Origin of the sequence: Enterococcus sp. DIV0806c, from assembly GCF_051710905.1 — a bacterium.
GTDB lineage: Bacteria > Bacillota > Bacilli > Lactobacillales > Enterococcaceae > Enterococcus_B > Enterococcus_B mundtii.
In genome coordinates, this window is the sequence record NZ_JBIOLO010000002.1 from 63,686 (window position 1) to 84,635 (window position 20,950).

17 protein-coding genes are annotated in these 20,950 nt (G+C 37.4%); 2 read left to right on the forward strand and 15 right to left on the reverse strand.

The annotated features are described in order from the left end of the window. Nucleotides 1-7: 7 nt before the first annotated feature. The 10 genes from IGK77_RS15140 to IGK77_RS15185 form a co-directional block, all read right to left on the reverse strand. The gene (locus IGK77_RS15140; protein WP_108145557.1) at nt 8-1,213 is read right to left on the reverse strand and encodes a glucosaminidase domain-containing protein; all 1,206 of its coding nucleotides are present in this window, start codon (nt 1,211-1,213) and stop codon (nt 8-10) included. Further along, nucleotides 1,213-3,237, reverse strand: a complete 2,025-nt coding sequence (locus IGK77_RS15145) for a VirB4 family type IV secretion system protein (protein WP_438713273.1) — start codon at nt 3,235-3,237, stop codon at nt 1,213-1,215. The genes IGK77_RS15140 and IGK77_RS15145 overlap by 1 nt, the downstream gene beginning before the upstream one ends. A gap of 21 nt (nt 3,238-3,258) precedes the next feature. Beyond that, nucleotides 3,259-3,852, reverse strand: a complete 594-nt coding sequence (locus tag IGK77_RS15150) for a hypothetical protein (RefSeq protein ID WP_438713274.1) — start codon at nt 3,850-3,852, stop codon at nt 3,259-3,261. After that, nucleotides 3,853-4,209, reverse strand: coding sequence for a hypothetical protein (locus IGK77_RS15155; protein ID WP_041684735.1), 357 nt, complete (start codon nt 4,207-4,209; stop codon nt 3,853-3,855). 32 nt (nt 4,210-4,241) lie between these two features. Then, on the reverse strand, nt 4,242-6,623 hold the full coding sequence (locus tag IGK77_RS15160) for a pLS20_p028 family conjugation system transmembrane protein (protein WP_438713275.1): 2,382 nt from the start codon (nt 6,621-6,623) through the stop codon (nt 4,242-4,244). Next, nucleotides 6,620-9,232: a VirD4-like conjugal transfer protein, CD1115 family gene (locus tag IGK77_RS15165; RefSeq protein WP_438713276.1), complete on the reverse strand. Its 2,613-nt coding sequence runs from the start codon at nt 9,230-9,232 to the stop codon at nt 6,620-6,622. Before IGK77_RS15165 ends, IGK77_RS15160 begins: the two co-directional genes overlap by 4 nt. Continuing rightward, nucleotides 9,232-11,292 carry a hypothetical protein gene (locus IGK77_RS15170; protein ID WP_438713277.1) on the reverse strand — a complete coding sequence of 687 codons (2,061 nt, stop codon included), beginning with the start codon at nt 11,290-11,292 and terminating at the stop codon, nt 9,232-9,234. The genes IGK77_RS15165 and IGK77_RS15170 overlap by 1 nt, the downstream gene beginning before the upstream one ends. A 71-nt stretch (nt 11,293-11,363) precedes the next feature. Next, on the reverse strand, nt 11,364-11,666 hold the full coding sequence (locus IGK77_RS15175) for a hypothetical protein (RefSeq protein ID WP_023523801.1): 303 nt from the start codon (nt 11,664-11,666) through the stop codon (nt 11,364-11,366). 17 nt (nt 11,667-11,683) lie between these two features. Next, nucleotides 11,684-11,926 (reverse strand): DUF5415 family protein, encoded by a 243-nt coding sequence (locus IGK77_RS15180; RefSeq protein WP_438713278.1) that lies wholly within the window; start codon nt 11,924-11,926, stop codon nt 11,684-11,686. After that, on the reverse strand, nt 11,923-12,387 hold the full coding sequence (locus IGK77_RS15185) for a hypothetical protein (protein WP_438713279.1): 465 nt from the start codon (nt 12,385-12,387) through the stop codon (nt 11,923-11,925). The genes IGK77_RS15180 and IGK77_RS15185 overlap by 4 nt, the downstream gene beginning before the upstream one ends. Nucleotides 12,388-12,574: 187 nt before the next feature. Between IGK77_RS15185 and IGK77_RS15190 the strand changes: the two genes are divergently transcribed. Further along, the gene (locus IGK77_RS15190; protein ID WP_438713280.1) at nt 12,575-12,781 is read left to right on the forward strand and encodes a hypothetical protein; all 207 of its coding nucleotides are present in this window, start codon (nt 12,575-12,577) and stop codon (nt 12,779-12,781) included. A gap of 142 nt (nt 12,782-12,923) precedes the next feature. After that, a complete protein-coding gene (locus tag IGK77_RS15195; protein ID WP_438713281.1) occupies nt 12,924-14,981 on the forward strand; it encodes a CAP domain-containing protein in 2,058 nt (685 codons plus the stop codon). 37 nt (nt 14,982-15,018) lie between these two features. Here the strand turns inward: IGK77_RS15195 and IGK77_RS15200 are convergent, their stop codons facing one another. From IGK77_RS15200 to IGK77_RS15220, 5 genes are read right to left on the reverse strand one after another with little or no spacing between them, the layout of a single operon-like run. Next, on the reverse strand, nt 15,019-17,109 hold the full coding sequence (locus tag IGK77_RS15200; protein WP_438713282.1) for an isopeptide-forming domain-containing fimbrial protein: 2,091 nt from the start codon (nt 17,107-17,109) through the stop codon (nt 15,019-15,021). Then, nucleotides 17,106-17,366: a hypothetical protein gene (locus IGK77_RS15205; RefSeq protein WP_438713283.1), complete on the reverse strand. Its 261-nt coding sequence runs from the start codon at nt 17,364-17,366 to the stop codon at nt 17,106-17,108. The genes IGK77_RS15200 and IGK77_RS15205 overlap by 4 nt, the downstream gene beginning before the upstream one ends. 12 nt (nt 17,367-17,378) lie before the next feature. Then, complete coding sequence (locus IGK77_RS15210) at nt 17,379-18,149, reverse strand: pilin N-terminal domain-containing protein (protein WP_438713284.1); 771 nt, start codon at nt 18,147-18,149, stop codon at nt 17,379-17,381. Nucleotides 18,150-18,168: 19 nt separating this feature from the next. Further along, nucleotides 18,169-18,915, reverse strand: a complete 747-nt coding sequence (locus IGK77_RS15215) for a class C sortase (protein WP_438713286.1) — start codon at nt 18,913-18,915, stop codon at nt 18,169-18,171. 14 nt (nt 18,916-18,929) lie between these two features. Then, entirely contained in the window at nt 18,930-20,906 is a 1,977-nt protein-coding gene (locus IGK77_RS15220) for a pilin N-terminal domain-containing protein (protein ID WP_438713287.1), read from the reverse strand. Between the last annotated feature and the right edge of the window lie 44 nt (nt 20,907-20,950).

Here is a 20,950-nt window from a genome sequence, read left to right on the forward strand (position 1 = left end):
TCCTAAATTATTTTTTACTGCTGTTCAAAAATGGTAGGGGATCAATCCACGTCCCATCATCAATGAAGGCATGGCCTTGTGCTTGACGCCAATCCATTCGCGTAAATCCTAAATGTAAGTGTTCCGTATCTCTAATTGCGATGACTTGACCAACTTTCACTTGATCTCCCACTTTCACACGAGAATTCCCTGTACTATTTGCAAATTCTTGATACACCATATTCAAGCCGTCGTAATTAATCACGATCACACACGCACCTAAACCTGAAATACCAGGATTGCCAACGTACACGACTTTCCCTCCATGCACCGCGTGAATTTCACTTCCTGGATGATCGACTGAACCAAAATCTAATCCGTCATGGAAACCATTTGGTCGGAACTCTCCCCCTGGATTCGTTCCAAATAATTGCCCACCGCTAAAGGAACTTTTATCTAAACTGCTACCAGGGAACGGGTTCGTCCATTCACCAGTAATTGGACCATTATTATTGCCACCTTCACCCCAATGTTTGATGGCGAATGCATCATATTCGGTTAATTGATTGCTATTAATAATCGACATACAATTTTTATAATACGCACTATCTTCCGTAATTCCCGCAGCGGCATACCCCCCTCGACCTAAGATCAATAGGCTCGCCCCAGGGCTTTTATTACCAACGCAAGCATTAAAATTGGACTGTGTGGCTACCATAAATCCGTAATATGAGAATGCGGCTTTTGAATTGGGAAACTTCATGTACCAACCCCCTTCAATCCCGCCAACTCCACGTGCGGTTCCCTTGGGGAACAAGCACCCATCAAACCAGGTGATCCCAAAAAAATTCAAGTCGTTTTTAGCAGATAATGACGTGCCAAACGCTGATTCATATCCGTATTGCGAAAGAATCACACTTGGTAATAATTTATATTTCACGGCTGCTCCTACGGCATATTGCGCAATCTCATCAGAAAAAGGACCTTTCCCTTTGATTTCTTTATAGATGGGTAAACCTTCTGAGTATTCTCCTGTAAAAGCTTCACCACCACTACTTGAACCTGAATCAGAGTTATCAATCGACCCCGCTGCCAGTATTAGAAAAAGCGTCACAAACACAGTGATCAAGAGGGTAAGCAAACCTGCAGAAGTACCAAACAACCACAAAAATAAGCGTCGCTTTGTACGACGCTTAACATACTGCTTGATTAAACTTTCATTTTGGCTTTCCATTATTTTCCTCCATCAAACAATTTTAACTGTCGATTATTTGGACTAAAATGAACACGAATTGTCTCTTTCGAACCAAAATTAATGACGGCCTCTCCTTGTTCTTGTTGAGGAATCGATTCTAATTCTGAATTCGTCATTGATTTACCGACTAACCCTTCTATATGACGTAAAATAGATTCGTCCATACGCATGAAGATCTTCGTAGAAGAAAATTCAAAGACTTTCTTCAGTTTCGAGAAGTTATCAGAAGACATATTTTCTGGCACCATTTCTTGTGGCGATTGGGTAGCTAAAACCGTCATCGCTTCTACTTTACGCATTTCTCGTTGGAAGTTTGTCACATAATTGACCGTTTCAATGAAATCTGGATTTATTGCATTATGACACTCATCGATCATGGCCAAGAAACGTTTGAAGTCTTGTTCTTCCATCTGGTTTTCTTTAATCAAACGTCGTTGTCTTCGTCCTTGAATCAATGCTTGATTCCAAATCAACGTCATCGCCATGTACATTTGACATTGTTGTACCCCGCGATCTAAACCTGTAATAGAGTCAATATCAAAAAAGACCAACTGTTGTTGGTCAAGGTGGCGAATCGTACTATGACCATCAAAGATCATGCCATACGTCTCACATAAGGATTCCACGATAGATTCCATTTCTTCTTTCCGATTCTTTTTCTCTTGGGAAGCACCTGGTAGTTCCAGTTGTCCTAAAAAGGCTAAAAATTCTTTGAACGTCGGATAAGCTTCTGGATCTTTCCCTGTGACTTGTGCCTCAGTATTTGAACGCGCATTGGAGGAAGTAAAGCCACGTGGCACTGTTCCATACTCTTCATAAAAACGATTCAAGTAGGTCTTGAATTCTGCTTTCATCGTTCCTGTTAATTGCGGACTAACAAGTTGTACTTGGTAAACCACTTTATCTAAATGCGTTTGATAAGACGCTGCTTCATTGATCAGTAAATCTTTGACTGATCCATCCTCATACAGATTGGAAGCATCGTCATACGTCCGTGTCGCAAAGATCTCTAAAGGATTGATCATTCCGTCAGACCCATCTAATCGCACCATAATGCCATTATATTCTTTTAAAAAGGGAATAAAGTCTTTTCCCTTTTCAAATCCCCAAATGAAATCTCCTTTAGCTAAATGGGATTCCGCAATCATTTTAAGAACAGTTGATTTACCAGCCCCCATCATTCCTAGAAGCAAGGTGTTGGTAGACAAACGGACGCTATTTTTATACGTGGCATTCCAAACGAATGGGCCACCCGTCATGGTTTCGCCATACTGTGTCCCTCCTGGATCTTTTAGCGTTTGGTGGTGGAACGGGAAGCCTCCGCCGATATTTAACGATGGCAGCGATTGTCCTTTGATATTTCCGAACCATTCAGCTTGTTCATCGAACATGGTGAACATTGATTGCCAATCTCTTTTGGTTTTGTGCAGATAAGTCACCCCACGATAATCCATTCCTTTTAGATTATCGATCAATTCCTGCGCCCGTTCATCGACTTCCTGAATCGTATTCCCATAGACATGCACTCGAACCTTGATTTGTTTGGAAATTTCCCCATTCGAAGTTAATTTTCGCGCATATTCCGCTAAATCCAAGTATTCTTCCGCACTTTTATTTCGGTCGGTTGCTTTTCGTTCATTATCTGATCGGTCATTTAATTCATCTAATGCGCGGTTGATTTGATCAATCACTTTTTGCTTTTCATCCGTGCAAGTATCGAGTGTGGATACGGTATGTGGATTGTTCATCAGGTTGGCTAACCAAAAAAGGGTTGGATTTTTTGTGTAATGATACACGGTCACACATCGCGAATACCCATTGCCATAGGTCACGTATTCTTCGTCAAAATTTAACCCACCTTGAGGCATCACTTGTTTTAAAAAATCCAAATCATAACCTTTGGACTTTAAAATCTCTATCTCACGATTGCCCAGTTGTTTTAATGGATCGATCACCCGTTGATTTTCCTGAGGCAAAAGTGCTGTTTTTATCATATCTAGCATGAATCATTTCCTCCCTCTTTCTTATTCGTCATTCATGTTGTTCATTCGATAAAGAATTTTGATCAATTCTTTTTTGTTGAGCGGTTTTAATCCTAAAATACCACTGGAACGCATTAACTGACGGTTTCTGGATTGTAAATCCTTGATTGTCTTTCCTTCAATGACGAAAAAGAAGCTTAAATCAGGACGTTCTTGTTCGGCCCGTTTAAGCTCTTGAATTTCTTCTACCAATTTCTTTTCGTATTTTCTCAGTTGATGTAAATTTTTTCCAAAGGTTTGTGCTAACCGATTTTTCTCTAGTAGCTGTCTTTTTTCGACAATTTGTTCCGTTAAATCTGTCTCTGTGGTCAAACTAACTAACTTAATTGTTGGTACATACGTACGCATGACGGTGGTCAATTGATTCATTCGCTCCAGTTTTTCTTGTTCATTTAATCCTTCCACGTCTGTAGAAACTACACGATAATATCGTTGGAAATGATCTTCTTTTGTTCGTAAGACGCCCTCTGCTGAACAAGATTTATAAGGAAATAAATCCAAAAGAGAGCGTTCCTCTGGTTTTCCAAACTGCAAAATGGATTTCTTATCCACGGAATTTTGCCCTTTAACTCGCATTTATTCTTCCTCCTTATAAGTGCCATGATAATTTCGATTAGGATCTAAGGCATGGTAATGATTTTTATCCGTAAAAAAAAGAGACTCAATAATCGCAAAAATTTGTCGTTGACCTGGATTATTATAGGGGCGCCAAACAATCACTAAGGCTATCGTAAACCATAACCCATAATTCAAAAAGGCAAAAAAGAGCGGCAAATGGACAATATTATTGACCATTTTTGCCCAAAAAATGCAGCCACCGATCGTTAATAGATCGATAAAGAAAAAAGCGAAAAACTTCCATTCGCCGCTAAATCTCGGAGGATTTTTCATATTAATGTATTTGTCCACAAATAATTTCTCCTTTTCATACATAGTATAGAAAAAAGGCCTAACTTGTAGGCCTTTTATTGTTTAATATCCTTCAATAGTTGTTCTTTCAATGCGTTGTTCTTGTCTTTGGTTTCTCTGGTCACATTTATTTTTGTTGGTGCAGTAAATGCAACATTTGCGGGTTTATAACCCGTATGAACTTGTTGAATAGGTTTGGGTGCAGCTTCTTTTGTCACAATATTTTGAACGGACACATTCCCTGTCTCACCACTTTCAGATAACTGATAAGAAACCGTTGTCTGATTCCCGTTTTCAGGCAAACGACTTGGTTTCAGTTGAACCTTATCCGCAGTTGATTGGTGAACAATGCTTTGTTCCTGCTCATCCAATTGATTGAAATGGCTATCTTTGAGTGGTAAATTCTGTGTCTTAGGCAAATCAATTTTGGTTGATTTTCCAGAGCCAACCTCGATGCCATTTTCATTTGGTAAATCGATGGAATCTTCATCCGTTTGTAATTCTTGATTTCGTTTGGGTAAATCTGAAATTCGTTTTTCATTTTCAGTGTTAACCGATTTATAGCGATACTGTTCTGGATCTGTTTTTGGCAATTGACCATTTTGTCCTTCTTCTGAACCTTTTTCTTCTAGTGGATTTTCGTTCGAAGGCAACTCTTCTTGGTGATCTTTGGCTGAAGGAATCGCTACACCTTCTTTGTTTTCTTTTTCTGTTGGTGCATTTGCCTTCACCGCTGCGTTGACTTGTCCTTCACCATAAGCTTCTTTTAGTCCTTCTTTGACTTCTGAAGCTTTTTCTTTTTGTTTTTCTAGTGCTTCAGATGGATTATTCACCGTTTCAGCCAATTCCTTAGCTCTAGTGCCGTCTAGTTTCTCTTCTAAAGTGTCTTTCGCTTTTTCTGTAAGATCTTCTGCTGTTTCTTTTAGTCCACGTTCATTGACGTACCCAAGCCCTTCTGCCGCTTTGACTACCCCGTTTTTCGCTTTCCCGAACATTTCAGAAACAGTTTTCTTACTATTAGGGATTGTTGTCGCTTTATCGTCTATTTGATCTTCCCCGTGATTATCGGGAACATCTTTTTGATTGCTCAAGCCATTTTTACGAATATCATTTAAATTACTTAAACCACTTTTCCCTGCACTTGCAAGGTTTTTAGTTCCACTACCCACATTTTTCGCAATATTTCCTAAGGCAAACATGCTAAGTAGAGAATTGCTACCGTTTTTCAGACTTGTATCAACACCGAAAATTTTCGTAACAGATTGAGAGCCTTTGAATAGCGCAATGGTTAATACCATTAGAGCGACCACATACAAGAATCCGTTGATTTTTCCTGCCGCGTGTAAATCTCCGACACCGGATAACATCAAGGTATAGATGCGTAATTCTAATATAGTGAATGCTAATAATAAGAAGGATTCGGAAATATCATATATTGCCGTTTTCATTCGTTGGCCTGTCTCAAAGTCCGTTGACGCGGCAATCACTAAATAGAATTTTTTAAATACTAACTCAATAATGCAAGTGACAATGGTAAATAGGATAAATAAATAAGCTATCGCCAAAGAAGATTGCCCAGCTAAAATAATACCTGGTTTACTACTGTACCGACGATACCCTGAAGTATACACATATTTAGCTAACCCCTCATCACTAATCTCTACTGGGATTTCTTTCCCATTATCATCTAATTCTAGTCGATACTGTAATGCCTTTAGTCGATCTTTTTGTAAATCTGATAATCCACTCTTCTCGTTATCAGCCATCTTAGCAGCTTCTTTAGGAATAATCACTGAATTAATATTAGCTGTTTTAAAGTTTTTCGCTGTGAGAGCATTTCTTTTGTTGGTTGGCAGCGATTCTACTTTGTTCGACTCAGTAGCTAGTAACGTACTTACATCGATCACATTATTCTGAATAATCTGGAAAGAAGGTGACCCAGATTTTTCTGCTTTATTTGCTGCAGTTACGTCTCCGTAAAAATTTTTACTGATATTTAGCCCTTCATCGATCAAAGAGCTACCACCAAAAATCAAAATCATGGCCATAACTAAATTCACTAAGATATTTTTCGGTTTTGGTGGGTTCTTACTCATGAAAAATTTCAAGCCTATATAGATCAACGTGACGACACAGAACAGCCCTAACACTTTACTGATCAAGCTTTGAAACAGTTCATTGACACCAGCGGCGTTCAATAATTCTTTTAAGTCAAAGCTTTGATAAATGGTTTTTTCTAGTAAAGTATTGAGATTATATAACCCCTTAATCAACCCCCATAGAAAGGCATTGTAGATCCAACTAAATACATCTTGATATTGCAAATAATTTCCATAATCTTGTAAGACTTTAGTGACAGCTTTTGGACTGGCATTACCTTCTCCAAATAAACCTGACCACCAATCGGAAATGTCGGAAAATATTCCTCCAATGATCATTCTTTCACCGCCTTTTCAGCTTCTAATAAAAGTCGTTTACTGATAACCTCTGTGATTTCTTCATTTTGACGCAATTTTTCAAGGTATTCTTGCAACCGATCCAGTTGCTTCTCTTCATAAAATTGAATAAGTAATTTTTGTGCTGTTGAGTTGTCTAAAGATTGAACGATTTTAATAAAAATGTCTTCTTTAGCTTCCTCTTCTATTTGATCGTGCATATTATGATAAAGTTGTCGTGCATATTCATCTGGTAGGAAATAGTCATAATTAATCTGCAAAGCCTTTAAATCGAGATCTGCGTGAGTACAATAAATATCAATATCATGAATGGTTCGACCTAAGGTGTCGAAATCTTCAAGATATTGATAAGCATAAGGACTATTTGTTTTTTCAGAATTAAAAATAGGATACGGTCGTATTTTATGCCCTTTCAAATCTTGTCGTTTTAACGGAGCGAGTACAATCGTTTCTCCTTCTAAGAAAGTTGAAATACGCTCAGGTGTTAAGATACGATCGGAATCAACATTACGATTGATATGAGTATTCATTCCTAAAGCATTGATCGTACTGTTTTCCTGTTCAACGGTTTTATTTCCAACCTTCTTAGAAAATTCTTCAATGGTGTTGTCGTCTGTCGACATAATATAGATATGTGTCTGGCAGTTTTCCTTAATGATCCCTGCATTTTTTTCTCCATATTTCGCGTAAAGTTGTTGATAGGATTGAATAAATAAATCCCATAACATATTACGACCTGCCGTAACCGTCATGATTCCTTCCATGTTGTCCATCGCTGGCATATTCCCGAATTCGTCTAAAATGAAATGAATTCTGCGGTGACATTTATCGCCTTTGGTCTTCACACATTGTGTAGATAATTCTTTATACAACTGACTAAGAAAAATGCTAACAATGATATGGTTAGAGGGATCATAATCGGGTGTTAACATAAAAATCGCCATTGGTTTATCGGTATAGTGCATCCGAATCGACTCGACTAATAAATTGCTTTTATCCTCTTCTAAAGTTAAAACCGCCTCTTTTTTTAACTCAGGTAAATGGGTTTCCCCACGTTTTTTTCGATAGACGATTTCTCCTTTTTCGTCTTTCAATGCTTCTTGAGTAAACCTATACCAAGCCGCAAATTCTTTTCCTTGATGATCGTATGTTAAGCAAACTTGATCACCTGCTGCTAAATGGCAGTCAAAATTGACTTCACAAAATCCTTTGTAACCTACTTTGACCCGTTCTTCATGAAATTTTTTACCTTCATGATAGAACGCTACTCTAATTCGCTGATTTAACAGACTTTCGTGTAATTTCAAATCTAAATATTTAGGAAACCCAACGGATTTATAATCAATCGTTGATTGAGAAGTCATCTTCGCAATTTTCGTTAGTGTAAATGGATTCAATCCTGTGATTGCCGTCGATAGAATGTTGCCTTTCGCTTTATCAGAACCAATTTTCGTTGCCCCATATTGTTTTTTTGCTAGATTTCCAGGTGGCAACTGATTCATAAACTCATCTAAAGCATTGAGTTGCTTAAATTCATTCGTCGGATCTTGATAATTGAAGCCACCAATTTCTGAAAGTAGTTCAACGAGATTATTTGGTGTTAATTTGGTGTAATCCCCTGTTTGATCCGCTTGTTCTAACAACGCAAAAATAAGCGCATTGACAGCCTTCTGTGCATTCTCGTTAAAGTATTTGTTATCTGAAGCATTCGCATCATAATAAATCGTGTTGGTAAAAGTATTCGCTAGCTGTGTCGCGGTATCTACGTCTCCTCGTTGCCAATATTTTACAATTAAAGCCAACGGATTATCACTCATGGACTGTAACGGTTCAGTCAGATTATAGGCATACACATCATAACCTCTGGCTTCTAATTCGTCTTTGCTGGCTACATACAATTCATTTTTGGGATCATTGACGACCATGGAACTTTGTCTTTCTGCACGAGACAAATTATCAATAGTCGCTAATACTTCAATCTGCCCTTTCCCTGATCGAGAAGTCCCAATAATACAAGTATTGACGGTATCTGTTTGGACATACCAGTCCTTTTTATAGTGGGTGATAGGAATGCCACCATATCCAGCAAAAGAACCTTTCGTATCCGGTATCTGAGGATAGATCTGTTGGATTTCCTTTAACGTCATTAAGCGATTATCTCCCTTTTGTCCATCTGCCAATGGGCGAAACCACATATCCATTTTCAAGCCCATAAGAACAGCTGGCACAACACAAATGGTAGAAACAACTAAACGTGTGCCTAAACTTGTTGCGGGGGTCAAAGGATTCCAAAAACCAGTTGAATTAAACTGGAATACCTGCGGCATTTCCTGTAATTGAAAAAGGTTCATTCCTTGTAAACTCCCTGGAATTATCTCAAATCGATGAAAGGCTTCTGGTATTCTTGTAACCAAATAGTTAATAGGAAGATAGACTAAACCACTATACGTTAGTTTTTGTTTGATTCGCTTATCATGCTTACCTGGTAACCGTTCACCTGCTGGCGCATAGCGATAAAAATGTGAAAGATATTTCTTTTTTTCTAATTTAAAAGGTTTGTCTTTTCGTCTCGTTGTTTCTCTGACGCGCATTATTTCACCTCATTTGATTCTGAACTTTCGGAAGAGGTTGATTGTACCGTTGAATCGCTTGATTCTTCTTTGGTCTTAGTAGAATCACTCTCTTTACTCTTTTCCGTACTTGAATCGATGGTTGATTGATTGGTACGATTCAATAATTCTTCCAATTGTTGTTCATATTCTTTTCTTGCTTGCTCCTGGGCTTCTTCCTTGATGGATACCGTTTTTGCTACAGAATCAGCTTGGGAAGATTGATTGATATGATTGAAAGCAAATACGGTCCCTCCGCCTAGAAGCAAGCTTAAACTTGCAATACATCCCACCATCCATCCGTTAAAGGAATGCCGTGGTGAAAGGGTTTGATTTCCTTGATTGTCCACTTGCGTTTGAAGAGTAGCGACTGAAGATACTGGTTGAGGTTGTGCTAGATAATTTAACTGTGCTTGTCGCAATGTATCCATTTGTTCTTGGCGTTCCTTACGAGCAGCCGCTTCTTTTTCCTTTTCTTGTGCTAATCGTTGTTGTTCTAACCTCATTTTCTGTTCGGCAAGATCCTGTTCTCGTTTCTTTAATTCTAATTGTTCACGCTCTTTTTCATTTTGCAGTTGTTTTTCTTCTTGCTCTTTCAATTCAATTTGTTGAAGTGTATATTCTTTTTTCCATTTTGGAATTTTGGCTTGTAATTCTTGTTGGATCTGCTCATGTTTTTCCAGAAGAACTTCGGTCGTTGTTTGATAGAGTTGATTCAGTTGCTCATTTAATTCTTTACTAATCTTTAGCTTATCTGTACGTAAGCCGCGATAAAATTCTTCTTTTCGTTCTCTGATACGTTCGTTTAACAAGTTTTCTTTTTCTTTCGACAACGCTTCTTGATTGGTCTTAGTAAAATTATTGATTTTTTCGACACACAACGCATACGCATTATCGCGTTTCTTTTCGTAGCGGTCTTTAATTTTTTGTACTTCTTCTTCGATCACTCGCTCTTCTTCTCTAGTTAATTCTTCTTTGGCTTTCTCCCAATTAGACGACTGTTCCGTCGCATACTCATTGATTTCTTGATCTGTTTCTTGTTGACGTTCTTCAAAGGTTCCTAATAGATCTTCTTGTGCTAGTTCATGCCAATTTGTTGCTTGAACAGACTCTAACTGTTCTAAAAGTGTGCCTTTCCCCTGTGAGATTAATTCCTCTTTGCTCTCTAAAAAAGCTTGGTACGTTTGAGGTAATTGATATTTCGAGTAGAGTTCATTTAAAAATAATTGATTTTTTTCTTTCATCCATTCATACGCAGGCGGATATTGATCCAATATAGAATCAAATACCGTTGCCTTTTGTATCTCTGCTTCCTTTTTCTCGACTTCTTCACTGATCAGTGGCTCAATATACGCCTGAGAATCCCCTTCAGTCCATGTTGGTTCTTCAGTAGCCTCGACTGTCTCAACTTCTACTTCTGTAATCTTTTCATCATCAATTACTTCTTCAAAAGGATCGCCATCCAATGGATCCATCACATTGGTTTCTTCTTCAAAAATGAATGCTTGAGTCGGAATGTCAGATGGTTCATTCACAAGGTCTGTCTCTTTTTCGTTTGATTCATCCTTTGGAAAGATGGGGCGTTCCCATGGGACTTCTTCGTTCGCTTCAACTTCACTCACTTGACTCACTTTTCTTTGATCGTTCTCTAACTCTTCTTCTAACACTTGAAGAAGTTTTTCATTTCGATAAGACTCTTCCACACTCATGGTTTCATCTGTTTCTTTAAAGACATCCTGACGGACTAAGTCCATCAAAGTAGGGTAGAAACCTTCTGACACCAGATAAGAAAGTGGACCGAAAACATATTCTGTGCCAGCTTTTTCTATTTTTCCTTCCGTATCATGCAAGGTGAGTGTCAATTCAATCGAAGGTTGATTTTCCTGTTCCAAAATTTTTCCCAACTCATGTAGTTGTTCTTCTGTTTCAATGACAGAATATTTAATTGATTTGGGTAAGACTGTAGCTTTTCCCTGTTCTTTCACAGCTTTTTTTAAAAGTTTTTTTCCTGATTTTGTATTGCTTGTAATCGTAAAGTACATTTCTTTTCTCCTTTCATAAAAAAAAGAGTAAAAAGTAGTCATTTACTTTTTACTCCTTCAATTTTTATTTTTTACAGTCCTTGTGGCGTTTGTCCAAACATTGCAAACATTGAAACAATAATAGAAGCTGCGGCTAAAATAACTCCTACCCCCATCAAGACATAACCGACGTGCATTTTCCCATTTTCAGCTCCTCTTCGGCCGAAGAAGAAGAATGTACCCCCAAGAACAATAGAGGCAACGGCCGCAACAGCGGCAAAAATCATTAGATTGTTTTTTAAACTAGTGGCTGCACTTTGTAATGCTCTAAAAATATCAACCGCAGCTACCATTTTTGGTTGTGTTAAAAAATTCATTGTCATTGATTCAAACATAAGATTGTTCGCTCCTTTTAGTGTTTACTAATTTCATCGAAAACGAGTTTTTCCCGTTCACGTTGATAGATATATTCTTCTAAGTCCTTATCTTTTCCCCGTAAGAGGTCAAATTGTACTTTTTCAAGGACTTCCTTTTTCCACTGTGTTTCAGAAACACCACGGCGTTCTAAGATCTTAGACGCGGCTTTTTCAAATGGCGTTTTAGCTTTTGCCACTATAATTCCTCCTTTAGGGTAAAGAAAAAGACTAGCAATCACTCGCTAGTCTTTTGTAATTTGTATTGATTTGATTGTGATCCATCATGAATCAAATCCTCTTTCGTTCGCTTTTCTTCCTTACTAGATCCAAGTAAAATCATTTTATTTACGCCATCCTTCTCATAAGGAACAACAATAAATAAATAATCGGGTTTATTAATAAATTCGTATACACCAGCTGAATCAACTACTTTATATCTCTCTAACCCTTGATAATCTTTTTGTTTTTCTACTGTTACTTGTACAGGCTCAGGACTCATTTCTTCAGAATATTCCCAAGTGGTATCATCTACTATTTTCAACTTATACCAAAATCCACCAATTTTTCTTTTCCAAACAGTCCCTGGCTGCAATAAACTATTATCATCTTTAGCTTCGGATTTCTTGTTACTTGAACATCCACTTAAAACGATAAAAAATAGTGCAAACATAGAGACAAACCATAGTTGCTTTTTCGTCATTTTAATCCTTCTTTCATTGTATATTATAAGTATATCAAATAACGAAAGTAGCAACAAATTTCTTCTTCTTACACGGGGAACGGATACTCATAAAATTCCTTCTTTCTATAGAAATTGTTTTCTTGATATTGTGATTTATTACAAAAAAGAGCTATAATAAAGAAAAAACAAGAGGGAGCTTTCAATAATGTACGCAGATAAAAATGAAATCGAATGGTTATTATTCGAAAGTGGAATCTCCGTTAAAGATATATATACGGAATCTGGTGTCGCACGTACTACAGTTATCGATTTGGTTAATAAAACCTCTTCAATCGACAAAATGCGTTTTGACAATGCAATCAAACTCACTAAGGTCGCGAAAAAGCGAAAAGAAATAACTGAGATTATATAATAAGAAAACCAATACCTTTGATGGAGTATTGGTTTTTTTATTGCTTTTTGTCGGCAAACCGTCAAATTACTCTTGACTTTTGTCGGTGTACCGTCATATAATTAATTTGTAATAATATTTAATCTATTTAGGAGTTGAAAACATGAAAATTTTAAACAAAAAAACTGTTTTAGCCATTGGAACATTTGCTGCTACACTTGGTCTCGCTGTATCGGTTGACGCTGCTTCGACTAACGTCATGTATCGTCTTTATAATCCAAATAACAATGAGCATTTTTACACCTCTAGCACCAAAGAACGTGATCACCTAGTGAAGATTAAGTGGGGGAATTATGAAGGCCCCGCTTGGGAAGCACCGACTAGCGGTGGGCACCTTGTCTATCGTCTCTATAATAAAGGATTACGTGATCACCACTACACTGCTAGCTGGGATGAAGTACAATGGTTGACCAAAAATTATGGTTGGACTTATGAAGGGCCTGCATGGCGTTCTGCCGAAAAAAATAATAAACCAATTTACCGCCTTTTCCTTCCTGGCGTAAAATCTGGTTCACATCATTACACTGCCAGTTGGAAAGAAGTACAATGGTTAACCAAAGACTATGGTTGGAAATACGAAGGTATTGGTTGGTATGGCGCTGACACCTCTACACCCAAAGTGAATAAATCCGCTTTAGAAGCTCTTTATACAAGCGTTAAGGGAACTAAAAAAGCTGACTATACCGACAATACCTGGAACACATTTCAAACTGCTTTAAACAATGCTAACAAAGTGTTAAATGACTCAAAAGCTTCTCAAACACAAGTGGATAATGCTAAAAATACATTAGATTCTGCTTACAAGGGATTAAAGAAAAAACCAGCTCCTACTGTGAACAAAGCTGAATTACAATCCTTGTACAACCAAGTAAAATCAACTGCTAAAGGTGATTTTACAGAAGGATCTTGGAATAATTTCCAGACTGCTTTATCCAATGCTAAAAAAGTACTAGACGATTCTAAGGCTTCTCAAACACAAGTGAATAATGCTAAAAATAGCCTTGATTCAGCGTTTAAAGGGTTACAACACACACCGAAACCTTCAGAATATGCCGTAACAGTTCGTCATGTCAATCGCCAAACTGGATCGGTATTGAAGGAAGAAAATGTCGCCGTTAAAGCTGGCACAAGCTATACAGCTAAAGCAAGAACAGATTTATCGAATTATGAAGCACCTCAATTTCAAGTAAATGGTGATTCCTCTCAAACAAAAACAATTAACGAAAATACCGTTATAACGTTTACTTATGATGAAGTCTTCTTAGTAGAAGTAAAAGCTCGACCAAACAAAATAGCTGACAGTGATCCGAATATTCAGGAGCTTTACAACTACACGAAGAGTTATCCTGTCGTTTATGGACAAAGCATCACAATTGAAGCACCTACGTTCAGTAATTTTGTTCTTGACCCTAGAGAAAGCTCTAGCAATACTGTGACTTTAAACAACGTTACAAGCAATCAAGGAATCAATTTTGCCTATACTCATGAATACAACGTCACTGTGAACCATATAAACGTTGACACAAACGTTGTTTTATCTACTGAAACACAAACAGTTTACGAAGGAGATAGTTTCTCTACTTCTTGGAAAAATATGACCAATCAAAACTACTTCTTGTGTAGAAATGACGATTCATCTGTGACTGTTGATAAAAATGGACAACGATCAATCAACAATGTTGACCAAAATCGAACGATCACTTTCAAATACAAAAATATCTCATTAAGTGATTTAAACAACTACGTGCGCCAAAAAGAACTTGCTTGGTTAAATAGCTACCGTCAACAAAATGGCGTTGCGCCAATGCAATTCAATGATATCGTTCAACAAGCGGCAGATATTCGTGCAAAAGAATTACAAGTAAGCTTCAGTCACTATCGACCTGGTGGCGGTACTTTCCAAGATTTATTAGAAAGCTTAGGCTGTTATGGTGCTAAAGGAGAAAATATTAATAGTTTCTACCTTTACGTGGACGAGATCCTTTCAGATACAGGAACGGTGAATGCCATGGTTATGTGGAAAGATAGCGCTGCTCATAACGCAAACTTGCTTTACAACAATCAAAGTATCGTTGGTTTATCCCATGCTTATGAAGTTTCTGCTGACGGATCACTTTCTTCAGACAACGTATTTATTAGTGCTAACCCAATTTTCAAATAGAAAAAAACAAGGCTGAAAACCAGCCTTGTTTTTTTGCTTAATTGAGCTTCAGAACTGCATAGCTAAAAGTAGCTAACGCAATTAATAGTAAACTTATCCCTAAAATTGTTACTAAATGTGTAGAACCTGTTTTAGGAATAATTACTTGTGGCAAGTTAGGATCAACACCGATTGTCACAACATTCGTTTTGTTTGAAATGTTATCTATTGCTGCTACAGCTTGGTTATCAATATTTTTTTCAGATTCTAGTGGGGTTTTAGCTGTAAATATCAGTTGGATTTCCCGTCCATCTAAAAGATTGTGGCTTAAGAAATCAGCGGAAGCTTCCCACTTCAGCGTTCTTGAATGGCTATCATAGATTAGCGTGCCTTCAGAAGTAATATCTTTTCCTGTACTCTTATCGATTACTTGCGCAGAACCTTCTTTATACGTTAAACGAGCTTCAATTGGATCTTGAATACTAAATTGCTTGTAATGATCTGACGCAGCGTCTATACCTTTTGTATGCCATTTTTGAGTGACTAGGTATTGTACTTCAGATCCTGCATTTAAAGGTGCTGTCGGTGTACCTTTCTTACCGCCATTTCGTCCATTTACATCTTTTCCATTTTGTTGCACTTCTTTCACTGGAATTTTAGGAAAATAAACGGTAATGATATTGGTATCCTTTTCTACTTTATTAATGATCGACGTTCCCTGATTTTTGGCCACACTATTTTGATTGGCCAATTCATTGACTTTCACATTGATCACTAATTCATAAGTCTCACCATCATACTTTATTCGATTGTTTAATGTGTCAGCTTTTGCTGCATATTTTACCTGGTGTTTTGCTTTGTCATAAGTCACTTCACCAGAAGTATCGAATTTTTTGTTTGTCCCACTTTCAACGTGTGCATCGACGTAATCGACTTCTTTTGGTAAATTATCGATTAACTCAAATCGATCGTAAACCGCTAATAAATCTACTCCTAATCGATTCACCTTCTGTTTGATTCGATATTGAATCGTGTCGCCTACCTGCAACATTGTATCGTTCACATTATTTCCATTTTTATCAACCCCTGTTTTTTCAGGTTGATCAGGAACAACACTAAAAATCGTCGCAGAAGACAAAGTAAACCAGGTCTGAACGTTAGAAGAACCAATCACAAAAGTTGGATTTGCTTCAGATATTTTATAGGACACGGTACCTTGACCAAACTTCGGATCTCCTAATTTATCATGCAAATTATTGAAATCATGATCTGCTTGTGTCAGCTTAGAGCTTCCTCCTGGGTTACCCCCTACTACATTCAGATTGTTGTAGAAAGATTTGAATTCTGAAAGAACCGTATCTTTTCTGACATACCAATCTGTCGTATTCATTTTGTCGTAGTGGGCATATTCTCCTTTAAGATCGGTGCTTTTTCCTCCTGCTGGATTCAAAGAATTAAAACTGATAAATGTGTCACCTGAGAATTGAACAGGACTTCCGTCCTCGTATGTGGCCACTAGCTGCACATTCATTTGTGTTGAATGGTAAACGATCCCTGAAAAAAGATTGTCTGAGATCCAAAGGACTGTTCTTTTTTTGGATTTACTCATTGCACCATTCGTATTTTTATACCCATCGTCTCGAAAGTGAGTTTTTGTATAGTCGTTATCCATTAGATTCCAGGGTAACGTATCCGAGTATAAATGAATATTAGATAAAACTAGCTTGATATTTACTTTTTTGCCATTATACGTTCCGATTTTTCCATAGTCAATATTGACCTTCGTATTGGTTGTTACACCTTCTAAAACAAGGTTGGTTTCACCATACTCTTTTTGAAACGAAGGATAGCGTATATTTTTATTTCCCTCAACTAAACCTACATAATCAGCTGTGAAATCTCCTTTGTTGGCATCCACATGATATTTATAAGTTTTTGACGCTCCCTCTACTGTAATATTGGTTTTGGCATTCGGTACATCTTTTGGAATAATAAAATTATTCTTCACATTTTGAATTGGATTCGACGGATCGACAATAACTTTTTCAGCAAAGACATTAGTTGTTTTTAGCCCAAACAATGTTCCTAACATCATCATTATGGGAAAAACATATTTTAACCGGCTAGCCCATGAGTGTTTAAAATTCATCCCTTCATCCCCTCTTTTTTATAAATAACTAGTGAAATTCCGACAACAACGATCAAATGGATCGTAATAAATAATGGATTCTTAATGAGTATTTTCATAATATCTAACGGCATAGAAGCCGCAGGTATCTTTAAAATCTTCATTAGGTAAGGTTGGTAGCTAGGCAAAAGTGATACTTGGGAAAAGAATAAACCGCAGTACAAGAAGACTGCGGTTAAACAAGAAAGATTGAATAATAATAATTTAATCCGTTTCATCTTATCTCTTCCTTACTCTATTGAAAACAAGTGAGTCATGAAATCCCAACAATTCTCAAAGAAATTTCTCTTTACACCAGTAGAAATGATTTTTTTCACTTCTTCTTTAGGCTGTGAAGCTTCTGATTTAGGATAGATCCACACATCCTTTATGAATTCACCATTTTTGTCAGAAACAGGTGCTACTAGCAAAATATCCTCGCTATTCGAAATGTTTTCAGGACTTGATTCATTGACAATATAATAAGCTTGTTTCTGATTTGCCTGTACTTCTACCGAGAATTCAAAGACACCTGTTTGTTGATCAATTGTCTTTGTTTCTCCGTTAGAAACTAGCTTCAATTGATCACTGGATAGTTTTTTCACTCGTTCTTTCAATTGGGATTCAATTTGATCCGTTGAGAGATCCTTAACCTCCATCTTTTGTAAAATGTCCGATACATCATAAACAGAAAACTTTGCGTCATTTACCCCTTCTTGTTTTTCAAGCTTTTGTCCCTGGTTGTCCAATTGTTCGGAAGAAATAATCTTTTGAACGTGAATAGTCTGTTTGATTATTTGATCGTCTTCAGCGATTGTCGGTTCTTCTGAAGATTCAACTGTGGACGAATCGACGGCTTCATCGCTACTTTGAATCGTGCTACTATCTGACGTTTGTACCGTTTCTTCTATGCTATCTGTGCTTTCCATGCTTTCTTGACTGTCTGCAAACATCAACTGTGTGTAGGCAGTGAAGGAAAAAAGAGCAGCTGCACAAACAAATAGCCATTTTCTATTCCTCATCATGCTGGTTAACCTCCTTTTATTTTTTCTTATGGCAGACGAAAATTGACCCACTAATGACAAGCAAAGTAAAAATAGCCCCACCAAAAAGCCATTTACTAGAAAGAATTTTCTTTTTTTCATGCTTCAATTCAGATTGATTGAAAGTTACTCGTTTACCATAAACAAGAAAACGGTGTGTGTTGACTCCTTTTGGCGTGCAAGTCATTAGCGTTACTCGATCTTCGTTGGGATTTGGTTCTAAGTAAGTGACAAAATTTCTTTGTAGTTCGTCTTTTTGCACTTCTTCAATCCGATCGATCTGATAAGCATGTTGCTCACCATCGACTTTTATATAAAACTTTTCTCCTTTTTTTACTGAAGGTAAATCATCAAAAAGGCTGTCTTTATACAGTCCGCTATGTCCTGCAATTAAAGGATTTTTACCGTTTCCCCCTGTGATATCACCAGTTCCTTCCGTAATTCCTACCCCATTTTCTAAAATTTTGTCGGACGTTCCGTCATAAACTGGTAATTTCAGAGAAATACTTGGAATTGTAAGAACACCAATGGGATTGCCTAACTCTATCTTAGCAACATCCAAAGAAGAATCCGTTTCTGTTGCCGTTCCTGTTCGATCGATTGCGGCAATCTGTTGATTTTGTTGGTATTTCGCTACGCTCGCTTCAGCGGGCATTAATAGTAAGACTCCTAAAGCTGAAAGTAACCAGAAAGCAATAATCCACTTTCCCATGATTCGCCTTTTCTTAGGCTTCCTGATAATCATTGGTTTTGATCCTTTTAAGCTTTCTTCTTAAAGTAAACAACTGCAGAGATTGCTCCTGCACCTAGCAATAAACAAGAAATCAATGCATAAGTTTGGAACCCATTGCTACCAGTCATTGGTACGGAAGCTTTTTGATTGTTTTTGATCGTAATTCGGTTTTCTTCTTTGTATGAATCTTTGTCTACTTTGAAAGAGATCTCTTTCGTTAATTTTTGATAGTTTTCAGGCGCTTTTGTTTCTTCCAGTGAATATTCACCTTCAGTTAAACCAGTGATTTCAAAGTGACCTTCTTTATCTGATTTTAGGATCGCTGCATTTGCTAAATCGTCTACCCATACTACTTCTTTGACACCGTCCTTATCAGTATCAACTAATCCACCGTAATATTTTCCTTCTGCGTTTTTAGCTGCAAATTCTGCGCCTTCAAGCGGTGTTGATTTGATACCAGTTCCAAACAATCCGCTATCGACTTTTAAGAATTTTGCGCCATAAGTTACCACGTCTGCTTTTGCTTTCTCATGGTGTTCTTCCTGGTTAAATGGATTATTGTTATAGACAAAATCAACGCTATTTGTTAATGGATTGGCAACAGCTGCGCTGTCATTTACATACATGTTATAAGTCATTTGAAGATCTTGCCCGTGTAAACTTGCGACAGTATCACTAACTTGACCATTATTCACGATAAAATCGATCACAAAGCCATTTTCTGAATTTTGGATCTTGTAATCTGTATTTTCTTTTAATACTACTGATCCATCTTTGTTTGTTACTTTGATATTTGCTTTAGCAGCGACATAAGAAAGTCCTTTTCCTGCCGTATCCCCCCATTTAAATACACTGTAAGGAGAAGTTTTACTTTTCACACCATTTACTGTAATTCCGTCTGTTCCACCTGCAATATCTGTTGGAATATGAATCGTTCCTTGATAATTAACGGCATCGCCAACTTGGAAAGAATGTTCGTCACCTGTTCCGTTGGTTACTGTCTTATCGATTATAGGAGCTTTGTAGTTTACGTAGGAAGCCTTTAGATCACTTGTCACACCGTCATTTGTAATTTCAAAGGTTAACTTATTATGTTCGTCGTTTCGAGCATCAGCTCCCAATAAATATTGATCAGCAGTAGTTTCTTGATCTGGTCCAACTACTACTTCTGAAGGAACTTCTACAAAATAGTATTTACCCAGTGTTAAATCTGTTGCAGTCAATTTTCCTTGATCATCCGATACGAGATCTCCTAATTTTGTTCCTTTTCCAGGTTCACCCTTGTATAACTCAAATTTTGCCCCTTTTAAAGGTGTTTGCTTGCTTTGAGCTGTGCCATCGTCACCAAATTTCGTTAATTCAAAACTCAACTTGGAAACAATGTTCTTAGGATACAAATGGATATCTTTTAAAAATCCTGATCCTGTGTTGTCTGTCATTGGCGCAATCACAACCATTGGTTTTGCTTTTTGCGTGACTAATCCAGCAGCGGATTTACTTTCATAAACCACATAGACATTCCCTTTGGAATTGACATAGGCTGGTTGATCAGCAAAAGTGATTTCACCATTTTCATCTACAGCTGAAGTGATTTTGTTGGTTGCATTCTTGATGTACTCACTGTTAGATCCCTTGTCTTCTACATCTTTAACGATTTCGTCCACTTTCGCGTTAGTTAGATCAGAATCATCAGACGGTAATACTTGGTCCGTAATATTTCCTAAAGTAAACTCCACGTCACCATAATCTGCTTTGTTGTATTTCATTACACCGTCGGGATATTGATCATGCGTATACCCATCATTTTTGATTCCATCGATATCTACATTCAATTGCGTCCCTTGATCGTACATTAATTTATGAACCGTGATATTGACTTTCTCTGGTGGCGTTTTTTGCGTCACATCTTCTGCGTATGCGCGATCCCCCTGGAAACACCCTGCAATAATCCCCAACATTCCAACGAGCATACCAGCTTTTTTTACATACTGATTGATTGCCATTTTTTTATCTCCTCATTTCATATTTCAACGACTCACGTTGATCA